Source organism: Azospirillum sp. A1-3 (genome assembly GCF_023806445.1).
Taxonomy (GTDB): Bacteria; Pseudomonadota; Alphaproteobacteria; order Azospirillales; family Azospirillaceae; genus Azospirillum.
On sequence record NZ_JAMSLU010000001.1, the window covers coordinates 2029183 to 2043588 of the forward strand.

The 14406-nt window shown below is 68.7% G+C and carries 14 protein-coding genes; 6 read left to right on the forward strand and 8 right to left on the reverse strand.

Annotated elements, in window-relative coordinates; genetic code table 11:
• Window positions 1-5: 5 nt before the first annotated feature.
• Together M5E06_RS09710 and M5E06_RS09715 are read right to left on the reverse strand one after the other, a co-directional pair.
• Complete coding sequence (locus M5E06_RS09710; protein ID WP_252137991.1) at window positions 6-1169, reverse strand: pyridoxal phosphate-dependent aminotransferase; 1164 nt, start codon at window positions 1167-1169, stop codon at window positions 6-8.
• A 62-nt stretch (window positions 1170-1231) separates the two neighbouring features.
• On the reverse strand, window positions 1232-2665 hold the full coding sequence (locus tag M5E06_RS09715; RefSeq protein ID WP_252137992.1) for a gamma-glutamyltransferase: 1434 nt from the start codon (window positions 2663-2665) through the stop codon (window positions 1232-1234).
• On the opposite strand from M5E06_RS09715, the gene M5E06_RS09720 reads away from it, so the two are divergent.
• The 4 genes from M5E06_RS09720 (at window position 2625) to M5E06_RS09735 (ending at window position 7132) form a co-directional block, all read left to right on the forward strand.
• The gene (locus M5E06_RS09720) at window positions 2625-3992 is read left to right on the forward strand and encodes a M48 family metalloprotease (protein ID WP_252137993.1); all 1368 of its coding nucleotides are present in this window, start codon (window positions 2625-2627) and stop codon (window positions 3990-3992) included. The two genes, M5E06_RS09715 and M5E06_RS09720, sit on opposite strands and share 41 nt — an antisense overlap.
• 169 nt (window positions 3993-4161) lie before the next feature.
• The gene (locus M5E06_RS09725) at window positions 4162-5589 is read left to right on the forward strand and encodes an esterase-like activity of phytase family protein (RefSeq protein WP_252137994.1); all 1428 of its coding nucleotides are present in this window, start codon (window positions 4162-4164) and stop codon (window positions 5587-5589) included.
• 132 nt (window positions 5590-5721) lie between these two features.
• A complete protein-coding gene (locus M5E06_RS09730) occupies window positions 5722-6489 on the forward strand; it encodes a DsbA family protein (protein WP_252137995.1) in 768 nt (255 codons plus the stop codon).
• 13 nt (window positions 6490-6502) lie between these two features.
• On the forward strand, window positions 6503-7132 hold the full coding sequence (locus M5E06_RS09735) for an HAD family hydrolase (RefSeq protein WP_252137996.1): 630 nt from the start codon (window positions 6503-6505) through the stop codon (window positions 7130-7132).
• Window positions 7133-7156: 24 nt separating this feature from the next.
• On the opposite strand, the gene M5E06_RS09740 is transcribed toward M5E06_RS09735, so the two are convergent.
• The 5 genes from M5E06_RS09740 to M5E06_RS09765 form a co-directional block, all read right to left on the reverse strand.
• Complete coding sequence (locus M5E06_RS09740; protein ID WP_109150884.1) at window positions 7157-7825, reverse strand: MT-A70 family methyltransferase; 669 nt, start codon at window positions 7823-7825, stop codon at window positions 7157-7159.
• A 130-nt stretch (window positions 7826-7955) separates the two neighbouring features.
• Window positions 7956-8663 carry a Crp/Fnr family transcriptional regulator gene (locus M5E06_RS09745; RefSeq protein WP_252137997.1) on the reverse strand — a complete coding sequence of 236 codons (708 nt, stop codon included), beginning with the start codon at window positions 8661-8663 and terminating at the stop codon, window positions 7956-7958.
• Window positions 8660-9295, reverse strand: a complete 636-nt coding sequence (locus M5E06_RS09750; RefSeq protein WP_252137998.1) for a YgjV family protein — start codon at window positions 9293-9295, stop codon at window positions 8660-8662. The genes M5E06_RS09745 and M5E06_RS09750 overlap by 4 nt, the downstream gene beginning before the upstream one ends.
• A 392-nt stretch (window positions 9296-9687) precedes the next feature.
• The gene (locus M5E06_RS35520; protein WP_136704505.1) at window positions 9688-10248 is read right to left on the reverse strand and encodes a cold-shock protein; all 561 of its coding nucleotides are present in this window, start codon (window positions 10246-10248) and stop codon (window positions 9688-9690) included.
• Window positions 10249-10512: 264 nt separating this feature from the next.
• Entirely contained in the window at window positions 10513-11619 is a 1107-nt protein-coding gene (locus M5E06_RS09765) for an alkene reductase (protein ID WP_252137999.1), read from the reverse strand.
• A 315-nt stretch (window positions 11620-11934) separates the two neighbouring features.
• Between M5E06_RS09765 and M5E06_RS09770 the strand changes: the two genes are divergently transcribed.
• Together M5E06_RS09770 and M5E06_RS09775 are read left to right on the forward strand one after the other, a co-directional pair.
• Window positions 11935-12699, forward strand: a complete 765-nt coding sequence (locus tag M5E06_RS09770) for a histidine phosphatase family protein (RefSeq protein ID WP_252138000.1) — start codon at window positions 11935-11937, stop codon at window positions 12697-12699.
• A 40-nt stretch (window positions 12700-12739) separates the two neighbouring features.
• Complete coding sequence (locus M5E06_RS09775; RefSeq protein ID WP_252138001.1) at window positions 12740-13651, forward strand: NAD(P)H-hydrate dehydratase; 912 nt, start codon at window positions 12740-12742, stop codon at window positions 13649-13651.
• A gap of 3 nt (window positions 13652-13654) precedes the next feature.
• Here M5E06_RS09775 and M5E06_RS09780 read toward each other — a convergent pair whose 3' ends face one another.
• Window positions 13655-14401: a ribonuclease T2 family protein gene (locus M5E06_RS09780; protein ID WP_252138002.1), complete on the reverse strand. Its 747-nt coding sequence runs from the start codon at window positions 14399-14401 to the stop codon at window positions 13655-13657.
• Between the last annotated feature and the right edge of the window lie 5 nt (window positions 14402-14406).

Here is a 14406-nt window from a genome sequence, read left to right on the forward strand (position 1 = left end):
GTCCATTACTTCCCCGCCCTCCAGGCGATCAGCCGGCGCGCCGCCTCGGCGATGGTCTCCTCCGACCCGGCGAAGCTGAAGCGCAGGAAGCGGCGACCGCGGGCAGTGTCGAAATCGATGCCAGGGGTGCAGGCGATGCCCGTCTCCTCCAGGATCCGCTTCGCCAGTACCTCGCTGTCGTCGGTCATGTCCGAAACGTCGGCATAGATGTAGAAGGCGCCGTCCGCCGGAGCCATCTTGGTGAAGCCGGCCTTCGGCAGCTCCTCCAGCAGCAGCTTGCGGTTGCGGGCATAGCGGGCGACATGGCCATCCAGCTCTTCCGTGCAGTCGAAGGCGGCGACCGCCGAGACCTGGCTCAGAGTCGGCGCGGAAATGAACAGGTTCTGCGCCAGACATTCGACCGAACGCAGCAGGTCGTCCGGCACGATCATCCAGCCGAGACGCCAGCCGGTCATCGAGAAATATTTGGAGAAGCTGTTGACCACCAGCGCCTGGTCGTTGACCTCGGCGGCGGTCACCGCGTCGGTGCCATAGGTCAGGCCGTGGTAGATCTCATCCGACACCATGCGCACGCCGTTGGCGCGGCACCAGTCGGACAGGGAGGTCAGTTCCTCACGGCTCAGCATCGTGCCGGTCGGGTTGGCCGGGCTGGCGACGATCAGGCCCTGCACCGGCTCGTCCAGGGCTTCCAGCAGCTCGACGGTCGGCTGGAAGCGATGCTCCGGCCCGGTCGGCAGCTCCACCGGGACGACGCCGGCGGCGGTCAGGGTGTGGCGGTAGGCCGGATAGCTGGGCGACGCCATCGCCACCCGGTCGCCCGGATCGAAGGCAGCGAGGAAGCCCAACTGGAAGGCGCCCGACGACCCGGTGGTGACGACCACGCGGCGCTCCGGCACATCGACGCCGTAACGGTCCTTGTACCATTTGGCGATGGCCGCACGCAGCGGCGGGATGCCGAGCGCGCCGGTGTAGCCCAGCGGGTCGGCGCCGGCCACCGCGGTGGCCGCCGCCTGCACCACGCCCTTCGGCGCGCCGGTGGAGGGCTGCCCCACCTCCATGTGCAGGACCTCCAGGCCGGCGGCTTCGCGCTCGGCCGCGGCGTGCATCACTTCCATCACGAAGAAGGGCGGGATGGCGCCCCGCTTGGAAACCTTGGGCTGCTTGCTCATGATCGTCCGTCTCTAACTTTCTTTGGGCGGGCTCTCTTAAGGCGTGCCGTTTTCCGGCAGTGTCATTCCCGCTTGCGTTCGCTTTCGACCGTCAGCCCCAGGCTGCCGGCGCGCGGGTCGATTGCCGTCTGGCAATAGCGGACCCCATCCTCGATCGAAACCCGGCAACCGGCGAAGCTGACCCGTCCGGGGATGGATTGGGGACGGGCCGCCTGGATCTGCGGGGCGGTGGACTTGTCCTCCAGACCGGCCGGAAGGGCGGCCGACAGCAGTGCGGCCGGGCCGGCGGCCGGACCGTCGTCGCCGTTGGCGGTGCCGACTCCGGCGAACAGGGTGCGGCCGATGATGGAGTTGGCGATCAGCGCCGGCGCGCCGAAGCCGCCGCGGTCAACCCCCTGGGCCACCAGCATGCCGGTGCCGGGGATGCCGCGGCCGGTGCCGAAGGGCGCCCCCTGGGTGAAGGCGCAGGCGGCGCCGTTCTCGTCCGGATCGATCACCATCACCCCGGCCCCGGCGGCGGTCGCGCCCCTGCCGGTGGCGCCCAGCAGTTGGGCGGCGCGGGTGGCGCGCTCGCCCGGCGGCAGCGATGCCACCGACTTCCAGGCCTGGATCAGGGCGGCGCCGGCCTCCGGCTCGTTCAGGTCGGGCACATGCAGGTCGGAGATGTCGAAGGGCACGGTCAGCGTTCCGGCGACGCGCGGCTGATAAGCGCGCAGTTGCGCCGGATCGATGCCGGTGCCCTGGGCGACCGTGGCGGCGAGCGGCCCGCTGTAGAAGGCGCCCACCCCCTGCCGGCGCAGGACCGACAGGGTCGCAGCCAACTCCGGCTGGCCGACCACCGCGCCGACGGCGGGCGTACCGGTGCCGAGGAAGCGGCGGCGCGTCTCCGAATCGGGCGCCAGCCGCCCGCCGAAAGCGGTCAAATCCTGCACCAGCGCGCGGCTGAGACCGGGGGAGAACTGGGCCAACTGTTCGGCCGGGGAGACGACCTGCTCCCACCGCATCACGCCGGCGGAGGCCTGGACGGCGAACAGGCCGCGCGCCATGGCGGGCATGGCGACGCCGCCGGCACCGGCCGGACGCGGCAGGAAATCGATGGTGCGCGCCTTCTTCGAGGCGGCATCGAACAACACGCAGACGCCGCCGCCGGCCAATCCGACGCGGGACGGCAGGCTGGCGGTCATCGCCAGGGCCATCGCCGCCACGGCGTCACCGGCCTTGCCGCCCTGGGCGATGATGTCGCGCCCCACACCGGCGGCATAGGGTTCGTCGGCGACGACGAAGCTCTGCACCGTGGCGTCGGTCTTGAACTTGGTGTTGACGCAGCCCGGCAGCAGTGATGCAGCTATGGCAACCGCGCCCAACCGTTGCCAGATTTGCAAGCGAGTGTGTCGCGGTCCGGAGTTCCGCCGGTCGCGCGCGGGAATCCGCTGTTCCAAGCCGGAGGTCGTCACGGTGCGCAAGCCCAGCAGGCTGGTTTCGGTCGTCGCCATCATGTCCGTTTGTCTGATGTCGCTGGTGTGGGGAGCGCCACCGGCGAGCGCGCAGCGCCGCTCGGAGATGCAAATCCTCAGCGACGCCGAGACGGACCATATCATCCGCAAGATGGCCCGGCCAATCTTCCAGGCGGCAGGCGTCGACCCGGATTCGGTGCAGATCCTGCTGATCAACGATCCGACGGTGAACGCCTTCGTCGCCGGTGGGCAGAACATCTTCATCCACACCGGGCTGTTGCTCGACGTCGACAATGCCGACCAGTTGCTGGGCGTGATCGCGCACGAAACCGGCCACATCTCCGGCGGCCATCTGGTGCGCGGGGCGGAGGCGATGGACAACGCCTTCCTCTCCTCGCTGCTCGGCATGGGGCTGGGCGTCATCGGCGGTCTGGCGTCGCGCAATGCCGGGGCGGGTGCCGCCGGCGTCATGCTGGGCCAGCATCTGGCGGAGCGGAACTACCTGTCCTTCTCCCGCACGCAGGAGGCGTCGGCCGATCAGGCCGGCCTGTCCTTCCTGGAACAGTCGGGCATCTCCGCCAAGGGGATGGAAACCTTCCTGGAGAAGCTGGGGGTCGGCGATCCGCTGATGAACGACCGCGACGCCGGTTACCGCCTGACCCACCCGCTGACGCGCGAACGCATCGACGCGGTGAAGTCCTTCGTCTCCCGCTCCCACTACGCCAACGCCCATCTGCCGGCGGCGACGGAGGCCGATCTGCGGCGCATCCAGGCCAAGCTGTACGGCTATCTCGACCCGCGCGGCGCCCTGCAGCGCTACAAGGCGAACGATCCCTCGCCCGCCGCCCGCTATGGCCGCGCCTATGCCTATTTCCGCCAGGGCGACATCAAGCAGGCGACGCCGCTGATCGACGGGCTGATCGCCGACGAGCCGAAAAACCCCTACCTGTATGAGATGAAGGGCGATCTGATGCTGCAGACCGGCCGGGCGCCGGATGCCGCGGCCCCGTATCGAAAGGCGGTGGAGTTGGCTGGTTCCGAAGCCGGAACGATCCGTGTCTCCCTCGCCCACGCCCTCTTGGAACAGCATGATCCCCGTCTGGCGGACGAGGCGCTGAAGAACCTCCAGATCGCCTCCAAGGGCAAGGCGCAGTCCGCCTTCCTGTGGCGGCTGACCGCGCAGGCCTGGAGCATGAAGAAGAACGACGGCATGGTCGCCTACGCCACGGCGGAGGAAGCGTTGGCACGCGGCGACATGCCGATGGCCAAGGCGCAGGCGGAGCGGGCTGAGAAGCTGCTGCCCGCCGGATCGCCGGGCTGGCTGCGCGCCCAGGACATCCGCGGCCAGACCGGTGGCGGCGGACAGTAACGTCAGCAGACCGTAACGCCAAGCTGGGGGTCATATGACGAAAGCGTCCTTCTGGTAACGCAACGGTCACCGAACCGTCCCGGCCACGTCATCGCTGCTTGCTATTCCGCGGACATCGAGCGCGCCCCATCCGTTTCGGGCGCGCGGTTTCGTCCACGGAGTACACCGCATGCCGTCCGTCCGTCCCCAGCCCTGGCATGGCCCCTGGCGCGGCCCCCTGCTCGCCACCGCGGCCCTTCTGTCCGCCGGCCTCGCCGCCCTCCCGGCTCTGGCCCAGGAGCAGCAGGCCAAGCGCTATCCCGCCACGCTCGCCGGCCATGCGGTGCTGCCGGCCGACACGCTGGTGCAGGCGCCGGCCGATGCCGGGCCGCTGTTCGCCAGCGCCGGAAAGTTCACCAATGCCGATCGCAAGCGCGTGGACGCCGTCGGCAGCATCCGCGCCACCTCCTTCGCCGCCGATCCCAAGGCCCCGCGCGGGACGGAGATCATGCTGCCGGTCGCCGGTCAGGCGGTGCAGGGCTTCTCCGCCATCGTGCCGCAGGGCAACGGCGAGTTCCTGGCGCTGACCGACAACGGCTTCGGCAGCAAGGTCAACTCGGTCGACGCCCTGCTGATGGTCCACCGCGTCAAGCCGGACTGGCAGAGCGGCGCCATGCAGCGGCTGGAGACCATTTTCCTGCGCGATCCCGACCGCAAGGTCCCCTTCGCCATCGTCAACGAGAACAGCACCAGCCGCTACCTGACCGGCGCCGATTTCGACCCCGAATCGCTGGTGGTCCAAGGCGACCGCCTGTTCATCGGCGAGGAATTCGGCCCCTATATCCTGGAGCTGAGCCGCGATGGCGTGGTCATCGCGGTGCATGAGACGGTGATCGACGGCAAGCCGGCCCGCTCGCCCGACCATTACCGCAACAACGGCCTGCCGGCGGTCCCCGGTGCCGTCACCTTCGAGGTCCGCCGTTCCCGCGGTTTCGAGCCGATGGGCGTGTCGCCGGACGGCAAGACGCTGTACCCGTCGCTGGAAGGCCCGCTGTGGAACGCCGCCGCCAACGGCTTCGAGAACAAGGACGGCCACGCGTACACCCGCATCCTCGAGTTCGACGTCGCCAGCCGCACGTACACCGGCCGCTCCTGGAAGTACAGGCTGGAGGACAACGCCAACGTCGTCGCCGACATGGCGATGATCGACGCCGGCAGCGCCCTGGTGATCGAGCGCGACGACAGCACCGAAGGAGCGAAGCCCCAGGCCTGCCAGGGCGAGGCCAAGCCGGACTGCTTCAACGCGCCCGCCGCCTTCAAGCGCATCTACAAGATCGACATCGCCGGGGCCGATGCCGAGGGTTTCGTCCGCAAGGTCGGCTACATCGACCTGACCGACATCGCCGATCCCGACCACAAGGCCCGTGCCGGGCAGGCGCCGGAAGGCCGCTTCGTCATGCCCCATCTGGGGCCGGAGGGGGTGAACGTCGTCGACGCCGACCACATCGTCGTCGTCAACGACAACAACCTGCCCTATTCCACCGGCCGGACCATCGGCAAGGCGGACGGCGACGAGATGGCGCTTCTGTCGGTGGGTGAGCTGCTGCGCGCCCGCTGATCGCCAATCGCAGATTACCGATCGCTAAAACGTGAGGTCCGGGCAGGCGCTTTGCACTTGTCCGGACCGGATTGTCGGTCCAGTGTGGGCGGCCTTCGGCCCAACTCCCTTCGTGTTTCGGAGACCGCCCTCATGCGCCCCGCCCTGCCGTTCCTGCGTTCCGCCCTGCTGGCCCTGCCCGTCGCGGCGCTGGCGCTGTCCGCCGCCGTCCCGGCCAGTGCGCAATCGGCGAGCTTCGACAGCACCCAGAAGACCGCCATCGAGAAGATCGTCCGCGACTATCTGATGGAGCATCCGGAGGTGATCCTGCAGGCCGTCGACGCCATGCAGGAACGCCAGAAGACGGCGGAGGCCGAACAGGCCCGCAAGGCCCTGGTGGAGAACAAGCAGGAACTGACCCGCAACCCCGCCGACCCGGTCGCCGGCAACCCGCAGGGCGACGTCACGGTTGTGGAGTTCTTCGACTACCAGTGCGGCTACTGCAAGGCGGTACAGGCCGACACCCAGTCGCTGATCAAGGGCGATCCCAAGCTGCGCTTCGTCCTGAAGGAATTCCCGATCCTGGGTCCGGCCTCCGTGGTCGCCTCCAAGGCGGCGCTCGCGTCCCGCGCGCAGGGCAAATACATGGAGTTCCACAATGCCCTGATGGCGCAGCGCGGCCAGTTGGACGAGGCCGTCATCATGCGGCTGGCCAAGTCGGTCGGGCTCGACACCGACCGGCTGAAGAAGGACATGGAGTCGCCGGACGTGCTGAAGGTGATCGCCGCCAACCAGGCGCTGGCCGAGAAGCTGAACATCCGCGGCACCCCCGCCTTCATCTTCGGCGACGAGCTGGTGCCCGGCGCCATCCGGCTGGACGACATGAAGCGGCTGACCGAAGCCGCCCGTGCAAAGGGCTGAGGCGGACCATTCCATGACCGGAATGACCGAGCAAACCAAGCCGTCCGCCGTTATCTTCGACGTCGGACAGGTGCTGATCGAATGGGACCCGCGGCATCTCTACCGCGAGCTGTTCGACGGTTACGAAGACCTGATGGAGGATTTCCTCGACCGGGTCTGCACCCCCGCCTGGAACCTGGAGCAGGACCGCGGCCGTCCCTGGTCGGACGGGGTCGCCCTGCTGATCGAGGAGCATCCGGACTGCGCCGAACTGATCCGCGCCTATGACGACATGTGGGAACGCATGGTGCCCGGCCCGATTCCCGGCACCCCGGAAATCCTGGCGGAGCTGAAGGCCCGCGGCGTTCCCGTCTATGCCATCACCAACTTCTCGGTCGACAAGTTCGAGCTGACGCGCAAGCGCTTCGACTTCCTGAACGGCTTCGACGGGATCATCGTTTCGGGTCAGGAACAACTGGTGAAGCCGGACCCGGCGATCTATCGGCTGCTGATGGATCGTTACGGTCTCGCGCCGAAAGACTGCTACTTCATCGACGACAACCCCGACAATGTCGAGACGGCGCGATCGGTGGGAATGTCGGCGCACCTGTTCCTGGGCGCCGAGGCGCTGCGGCGCGATCTGGAGGCGGTGGGGCTGCTTTGACCCAGCCTCTTACTCCGCCGCCCCCTACTCCGCCGCAGCCTCGCGATCCGTCGCGGAATTGAACGCGTAGGTCTTCCAGGTCGGCTCATACCCATCGTCGGCCTGATTGCCCCAGACCGACCAGTTGGGCCGGGCGCCGCGGGCGAACATCTCCAGATAGGGGCCGGGGCTGCAGGACTCGATCAGTTCATACTGCTCGTCGGGCTTGCGGCTGTGTTCGCGCTTGCGGCTCTCGATCAGGTTGACCTGGGTGCGGCCGGGCGGCAGCGTGCGGGCCTTCTTGCCGCGCACGCCGAACAGGATCAGTTCGGTGACGTTGCGGAAGTAGAACCCCACCCCGCGCCCGTCGGACCCGCCATCCTTGCGCACCTTGTGCCAGATCAGGTTGGTCTTGTACTCGAACCCCCAGCTGCGCATCACCTGCAGCCCTTCCGGCAGCAGGGCGTTGGGGACCCAGAGATAGAGGTGTGCGGTCGGGGCGGCAATGTCGGCGACCGGCAGGGCGCAGATGTCCTCCACCGTCATGGTGCCGTAGCGCGACAGACGGCGATGCTCCGGCGCCATCTTGCCGGTGCGGTTGACGAAGCGCCAGGGCGGGTCCGCCATCACGGTGGCGAAGCGTCGGTCACCGGCGAAGGCCACCAGATCCTGCGCCGGATCCGATGCCGTCGCCACCGTCTTGCTGTCGCCCATCGCTGCCTCGAAATCCTGAACAAATGCGGTACCGGGAGGGGTGCAAACTCGCACCTTGTGACAGCGCCGTCAATCGGGTCTGAACCGCCGCGCCGACGCTGTCACAAGGCGCCGGCCCGGCGGCCTGCGGTCACTCCTCCTCGCCGGCCTCTGCCATGGCGCGCAGGGTGGCGCGTTCGGCGACGCTGACGGTCAGCCCCTGGGTTTCCACTCCAATGGGACGCAGCTTGGCCAGCGCACGCGACAGGGTTTCCGGCTGCATGCCCAGGCGCCGCGCGATCAGCGCCTTGTCGAAGGGAAGCTGGAACTGCGCCGGCCCGTCGCCCGGCGGGCAGACGCGCATCAGGAAGGCGGCGACCCGCTGCGGCGCCGGCTGGACCTGGAGTTGCTCGATCTGCGTCACCAGATGGCGCAGGCGGACCGACAGGGAACCCAGCATGCCGAAGGCGATGCGGTCGTCCTCGCGCAGGCAGCGGGCGAAGCCGTCGGCGGTCAGGGTCAGGACGCGGGCGTCGGTCACCGCCTCGGCGCAGACCGGGAATTTGCCGTCGGCGAACATGGCGGCCTCGGCGAAGCTTTCCGCCGGGCCGATGACATGGACCACCGCCTCCGTCCCGTCGCGGGTCAGGCGGTACAGCTTCACCCAGCCGTCGAGCAGGACGAAGAAGCGGTCGGCCGTCTCGTCCTGCAGGAACAGGGTGGTGCCGCGCGACACCGGGCGCACGATGGCGACCCCGCCCAGCAGCGACACCGCCCGGTCGGTCAGCTTGGCGAACAGCGGGATCGCGCGCAGTGCGGCGGCGTCTTCCGCCGACAGATTGGAATGGTTGACGGTCATGACAGCTTCGCCTCCCCGGCCGCCGGCGGCATTGCTGCTGCAGCCGGTGGCATTGGTGTTGGTGAGGGCGGCGTCAGCCCGGTGCCGCGCAGCAGCATCCAGGCATTGACGGCGATTCCGGTCACGTCCGAGATCATTGCCGGCACCGACCCCACCAGACTGTTGTGCACGAACCAACAAGGCAAAGCCACCAACATGATGCCGCGGAAGGGTGCAACCCGCGTCTGGTAGCGGGCAAGGCTGATCGCCGCCATCCCGGCCGCCGCGAAGACGGACGGCAGCCCGGTCCAGGTGACGGCCATCACCACGGCGATCACCGGAAGGATTGCCAGATAGACGATTCGGAAGGCGGGCCGCGCGCCGATCGCCAGCGCCGCCGCCACCTGCAGCGCCGCAAGCCCGTTCAGCGCCGACGCTGTCGGAGCGCCCATCATGGCGTAATGCACAGCGAAGCACAGGCAGGGCACCAGCTGCACCAGCAGCATGCCGGCCCGGCTGCGGAAGAATGGCCAGAGCATGCCGCCGACGGTGCCGCAGAAACCGATCAGCTGCGCCGTGGACCATCCACCGCCCGCCACCCCGTCCCCACCACCTGTCAAGACGGCGACTAAGTCGGTCAGCACCTCGCTCATGCCGGATCGGACCTTTGGCAGCAAGGGGGTAACGGGAGGGAGACGTGGCGCCGGCCGCCCCGGAGGGCGGCACTGGAGAACAGGCGTCACGAAGAAGGCAGGAACGAAGGAAAGAGCGGAAGACACACGCAAAGAACAGCCGGGCCGAACAGCGCCACGGCCGGATCGCTCACGAGCCAGGACCGCAAAAATAGCAGAACAAAAGACAGGAACGCACGGCGCGCCCCCGAAGGGATGCGCCGTGCGCTGAAAGTCCGGATTTCCACCGGGAGGCCCGGAGCCGGTACGGTTCAGGACCTCAAGAGGCTATTCAGCCAAGCGGAGCCAGCCGGTGTGGCGCGCGTCCGGAGAGGACGAACGCCGCGCGGCCGAGGCCCGGGATTCCCGGAGCCTTACAGGTACTCGACCTTGCCCGCTTCCGGACCCTTCTGGCCCTGGCGAACGGTGACGCGCACCTGATCGCCTTCCTGAAGGGTCTGCATGCCCGAACGGCGCAGCACGTTGACGTGGACGAAGACGTCCTTGCCACCGGTGCTGGGCGTGATGAAGCCAAAGCCCTTGTCGGCATTGAACCACTTCACGGTGCCGTCGACTTCTTCGCCACCGGCGCCGCCGGCATCGTAGCCGCCGCGGTCAAAGCCGCCACGGTCGAAGCCGCCGGTCCGCGGACGGGCCGAACGCTGAGCGGTCGACGCATCGACCGTGTGGATGGAGGCCACCTGCGGACCCTTCGGCCCACGGGCCAGGTCACAGGTGATGGTGGTGCCTTCGTCCAGCGCGTCGTAGCCGGCGGCCTGAACCGCAGAGACGTGCAGGAAGGCATCGGGCGAACCGTCCTCAGGCGACACGAAGCCGAACCCCTTGGTGGGGTTGAACCACTTCACGGTGGCGGTGACGTTGGACTTGGTGATCTCGGGAGCGCGGAAGCCCTGGCGGGGCGGGCGGTCGAACATGTGTCTTCAAGCTCATAGAGTGTGCCGAATGTCTTTTGTCACAGGGATCGGGTCCCAGGTCAAGCCTTCCAAAGGAAAGATGGCCGAATCGCCGTTAATTGCCCCACCCCTGGCTCACGCTTGACGCGCGCGCCCTCCCCCTTGGGGCCTCGGATGGACGGGAGCGGCACCGAAGTGCCGCTCCGCCACCCCTTTTCGGCACCCCCTGCTTCCCGGTTCCGCCGCGACTCGGCAATCTTTTGCACGCGAACCGTGCGCCGCGGATCAGGCCGCCGACTGGTTCAAGGTCGGATAGTCGGTGTAGCCGTGGCTGTCGCCGCCATAGAAGGTCTTCTGGTCCGGCTCGGCCAGCGGGGCGTCGATGCGCAGCCGTTCCACAAGGTCCGGGTTGGCGATGAAGGGCCGGCCGAAGGCGATCATGTCGGCATGGCCGCTGGCCGTCGCCTGGATCGCCATGGCGCGGTCATAGACGTTGTTGGCCATGTAGCGGCCCTTGTAGAGCCCGCGCAGTTCGGCGAGATCGCCGCCGAATCCGGGATGCGGGCCGCGGGTCACCCCCTCGATCATGTGCAGATAGGCAAGGCCGTAGTCGTTCAGGCGGCGGATCACCGGGCTGAAGGTGCCGACCGGGTCGCTTTCCTGGGCGTCGTTGGCCGGGCTCAGCGGCGACAGGCGGATGCCGACACGGTCGGCCCCGGCCTCCGCCACCACGGCGTCCAGCACCTCGAACAGGAAGCGGGCGCGATTCTCCACCGAGCCGCCATAGGCGTCGGTGCGCTTGTTGGTGCCGTCGCGCAGGAACTGGTCGATCAGATAGCCGTTGGCGGCATGCACCTCCACCATGTCGAACCCGGCGGCCAGCGCGTTGCGGGTGGCGCGGCGGTAATCCTCGACGATGCCCGGCAACTCGGACAGTTCCAGCGCGCGCGGGGGCGGGATGTCCTTGAAGCCGTCGACGGTGAATGCCTTCATCTCCGGCTTCACCGCGGAGGGCGCCACCGGCAAGGCGCCGCCCGGCTGCAAGTCGGGGTGGGAGATGCGGCCGACATGCCAGAGCTGCAGGCACATGTGTCCGCCCTTCGCATGGACCGCGTCGGTCACCAGCTTCCAGCCCGCCACCTGTTCGGCACTGTGGATGCCGGGTGTGTAGGCATAGCCCTTGCCCTGCGGCGAGATCTGCGTCGCCTCGGCGATGATCAGGCCGGCGCTGGCGCGCTGGGCGTAATATTCGGCGTTCATCGCGGTCGGCACGCCGGTGGCGTTGTCGGTGCGGCTGCGGGTCAGCGGCGCCATGGCAATGCGGTTGGGCAGGGTAAGGCGCCCGATCGTCACCGGCTGGAACAGGGGGGCCGCGTCCTGGCTATCCGTCATGTCCGATCCATCCTGTATGATTGAAGACTGGCTGCTGGTTGGAAACTGGACAGGAAAGTGTGGCCCGGCCGGCGCCAGCGGCAAGGTGCCGCGTCGCCGCAGCGGCGGAACGGGCAGCATGGCTGCCATACCGCGACCTGCACGGCAGAGGGACCTTTCGGCCCGCCCGGCGGTTATAGCGTCGTGCGTTTTCCATGAAACGCACGACGCTATAGCTTTACGTTTGACGATCGGATTCACGCTCCAAATCGATTCCGATTTTGCGCGATCCGATCTATTTCCGGCAGCCTCCTCCACCAGAAAACGGGATCGCCGATGCAACAGCGCTGGCCCGACCGATTGTGGATCGTCCGCCATGGCGAGAGCGCCGGGAACGTCGCGCGCGACGCCGCCCACGCCGCCGGACATGTCCGGATCGCCATCGACGAACGCGACGTCGACGTGCCGCTCAGCCCGCTGGGCGAGCGGCAGTCGGATGCGCTCGGCCGCTGGTTCGCCGCCATGCCGGCGGTGGAGCGGCCGGACGTGGTGCTGACCTCGCCCTACCGGCGGGCGCTGCGCACGGCGGAACGGCTGCACCAGTCGGGCGGGCTGCCGATCGACCCCGCCGATTTCGTCATCGACGAGCGGCTGCGCGAGAAGGAATTCGGCGTGCTCGACCGGCTGACCACCGCCGGCATCCGCCAGGAATTCCCGGAACAGGCCGAATTCCGCCGCCTGCTCGGCAAGTTCTATCACCGTCCGCCCGGGGGCGAGAGCTGGTGCGACGTGATCCTGCGGCTGCGCAGCGCGCTCGACACCGTCAGCCTGCATCACGGCGGCCGGCGGGTGCTGATCGTCGGGCATCAGGTGGTGGTGCTGTGCCTGCGCTATCTGCTGGAAAACATGACGGAGGAGGAAATCCTGGCCGTCGACGCGGCCGGCGACGTCGCCAACTGCTCCGTCACCGAATACCGCTTCGATGCCCAGGCCGGGCCACGCGGCGGACTGCAGTTGCATCGCTACAACTTCGTCGCTCCGTTGGAGGAGGCCGGCGCCCCGGTCACCGCCGAGCCGGATGCCGCCGTTGCCGCCCGATAAATCACCGCCCAATAAATCGCCACCCGCCGAGGAGAGCCGATTGGACGCCGAGATCCCCGTCACCGCCGAACTTCTGCGTGGCATGCCCCTGCCCCAGCCGGATGGCGACGGCGACAAGGAAACCCGCGGAAGGGCGCTGGTGGTGGCCGGCAGCGTGCCGGTGCCGGGCGGCGCCCTGCTGGCCGGGATCGGTGTGCTGCGGGCGGGTGCCGGCAAGCTGCAGATAGCCACCGTGGCCAGCGTCGCCCCCCATCTGGGCCTCGTCCTGCCCGAGGCCCTGGTCGCCGGCCTGCGTGAGACGCCGGAGGGCGGAATCGCCGCCGAGTCGGCCCAGACGCTGGCTGAGCGCGCCTCGCGTTGCGATACGGTGCTGATCGGCCCCGGGATGATGGACGAGCCCGCAACCGCGGCCTTGACCGCCGACCTGCTGAGGCGGCTGGATTCGAGTGGGGACGGGCTACGCTTTGTTTTGGATGCCGGGGCACTGGCCGGGCTGGGGCAGGACCCGGCGCCGCTGCACCGGCATGAAGGCCGCGTGGTCATCACCCCCCATTCCGGCGAAATGGCCGGCCTGCTGGGCTGCCCGCGCGAGCAGGTGGACGCCGACCCGCTCGGCAGTGCCAGGCAGGCGGCGGCCCGGCTGAAGGCGGTGGTGGCGCTGAAGGGGGGCTGCACCCGCATCGTCGCACCGGACGGTCGCAGTTGGGCCTATCGCGAGGGCACGGTCGGGCTGGCGACCTCCGGTTCGGGCGACACTCTTGCCGGGATCGTCACCGGCCTGCTGGCCCGCGGCGCCAGTCCGGAGCAAGCCGCCATCTGGGGGGTCTACCTGCATGGCGAGGCCGGCAACCGGCTGAGCCGCCGCATCGGCCCGCTGGGGTTCCTCGCCCGCGAACTGCTGGCGGAAATCCCGGCGGTGATGGCGTCGCTGGCGGAGGGGACGGGCGGCTGAGCCTCACTGCGCCGGGACGCTTGCCGGGGCGGGTGCCGCGGCAGGCGCCGGCGGCAGGGCCGGGGCGGCCGGCGGAGTCGCGCTGCGGCGCGGCTGGGCCGCGACCACGTCGGGCGACAGGACGGCGTCGCGGTCGCGGCAGCGGTCGACCACCTTCTGGCCGCAGGCGACGAAACCCAGATCCTTGTTCAGGCAGACCCGCACCTCCGCCACATCGCGGCGGGAGCAGATGACCGCAACCCCCTCCGCCGTCAGGCCGGGATTGGCCTCCAGAAACAGGCGCTCCACCTGCGTTGCCGGCACGGTCGGGCCGGGAACCTTGAGCTGCTCCGGGATCGTCACCTTGGACGCCGCGGCGCGCAGCTTGGCGAAATAATCGGTGGCGTTCAGGCCGGAGCAGGTCCCGTGCTTGCGCCATTCATGCATCATCAGCCCGACGCTGGGCATCACCGGCATGGTCTGGTCCACCACTGCCTTGGGCAGGTTGCGGTCGCGGGTGCAGGTGGCGGGATAGCTGCCGTCATTGTATTGCGGCCACAGGCCATGGACGACGAAACCGTATTTGCGGTCGCCGCACTGGTCGGGATCGGGGCCGTATTTGTCGCGGGCGCAATAGGTCGGCGTCCAGGACAGCGACAGCAGGTAATAGTCGAAGTTGCCCGGCTCCGCCCGCCTCTGCGCCCAGGAGGGGCTTGCGACGAACAGTCCGGCAACCATGACGGACAGAATGGCGGCGACGGCGCTTCTCATGACGG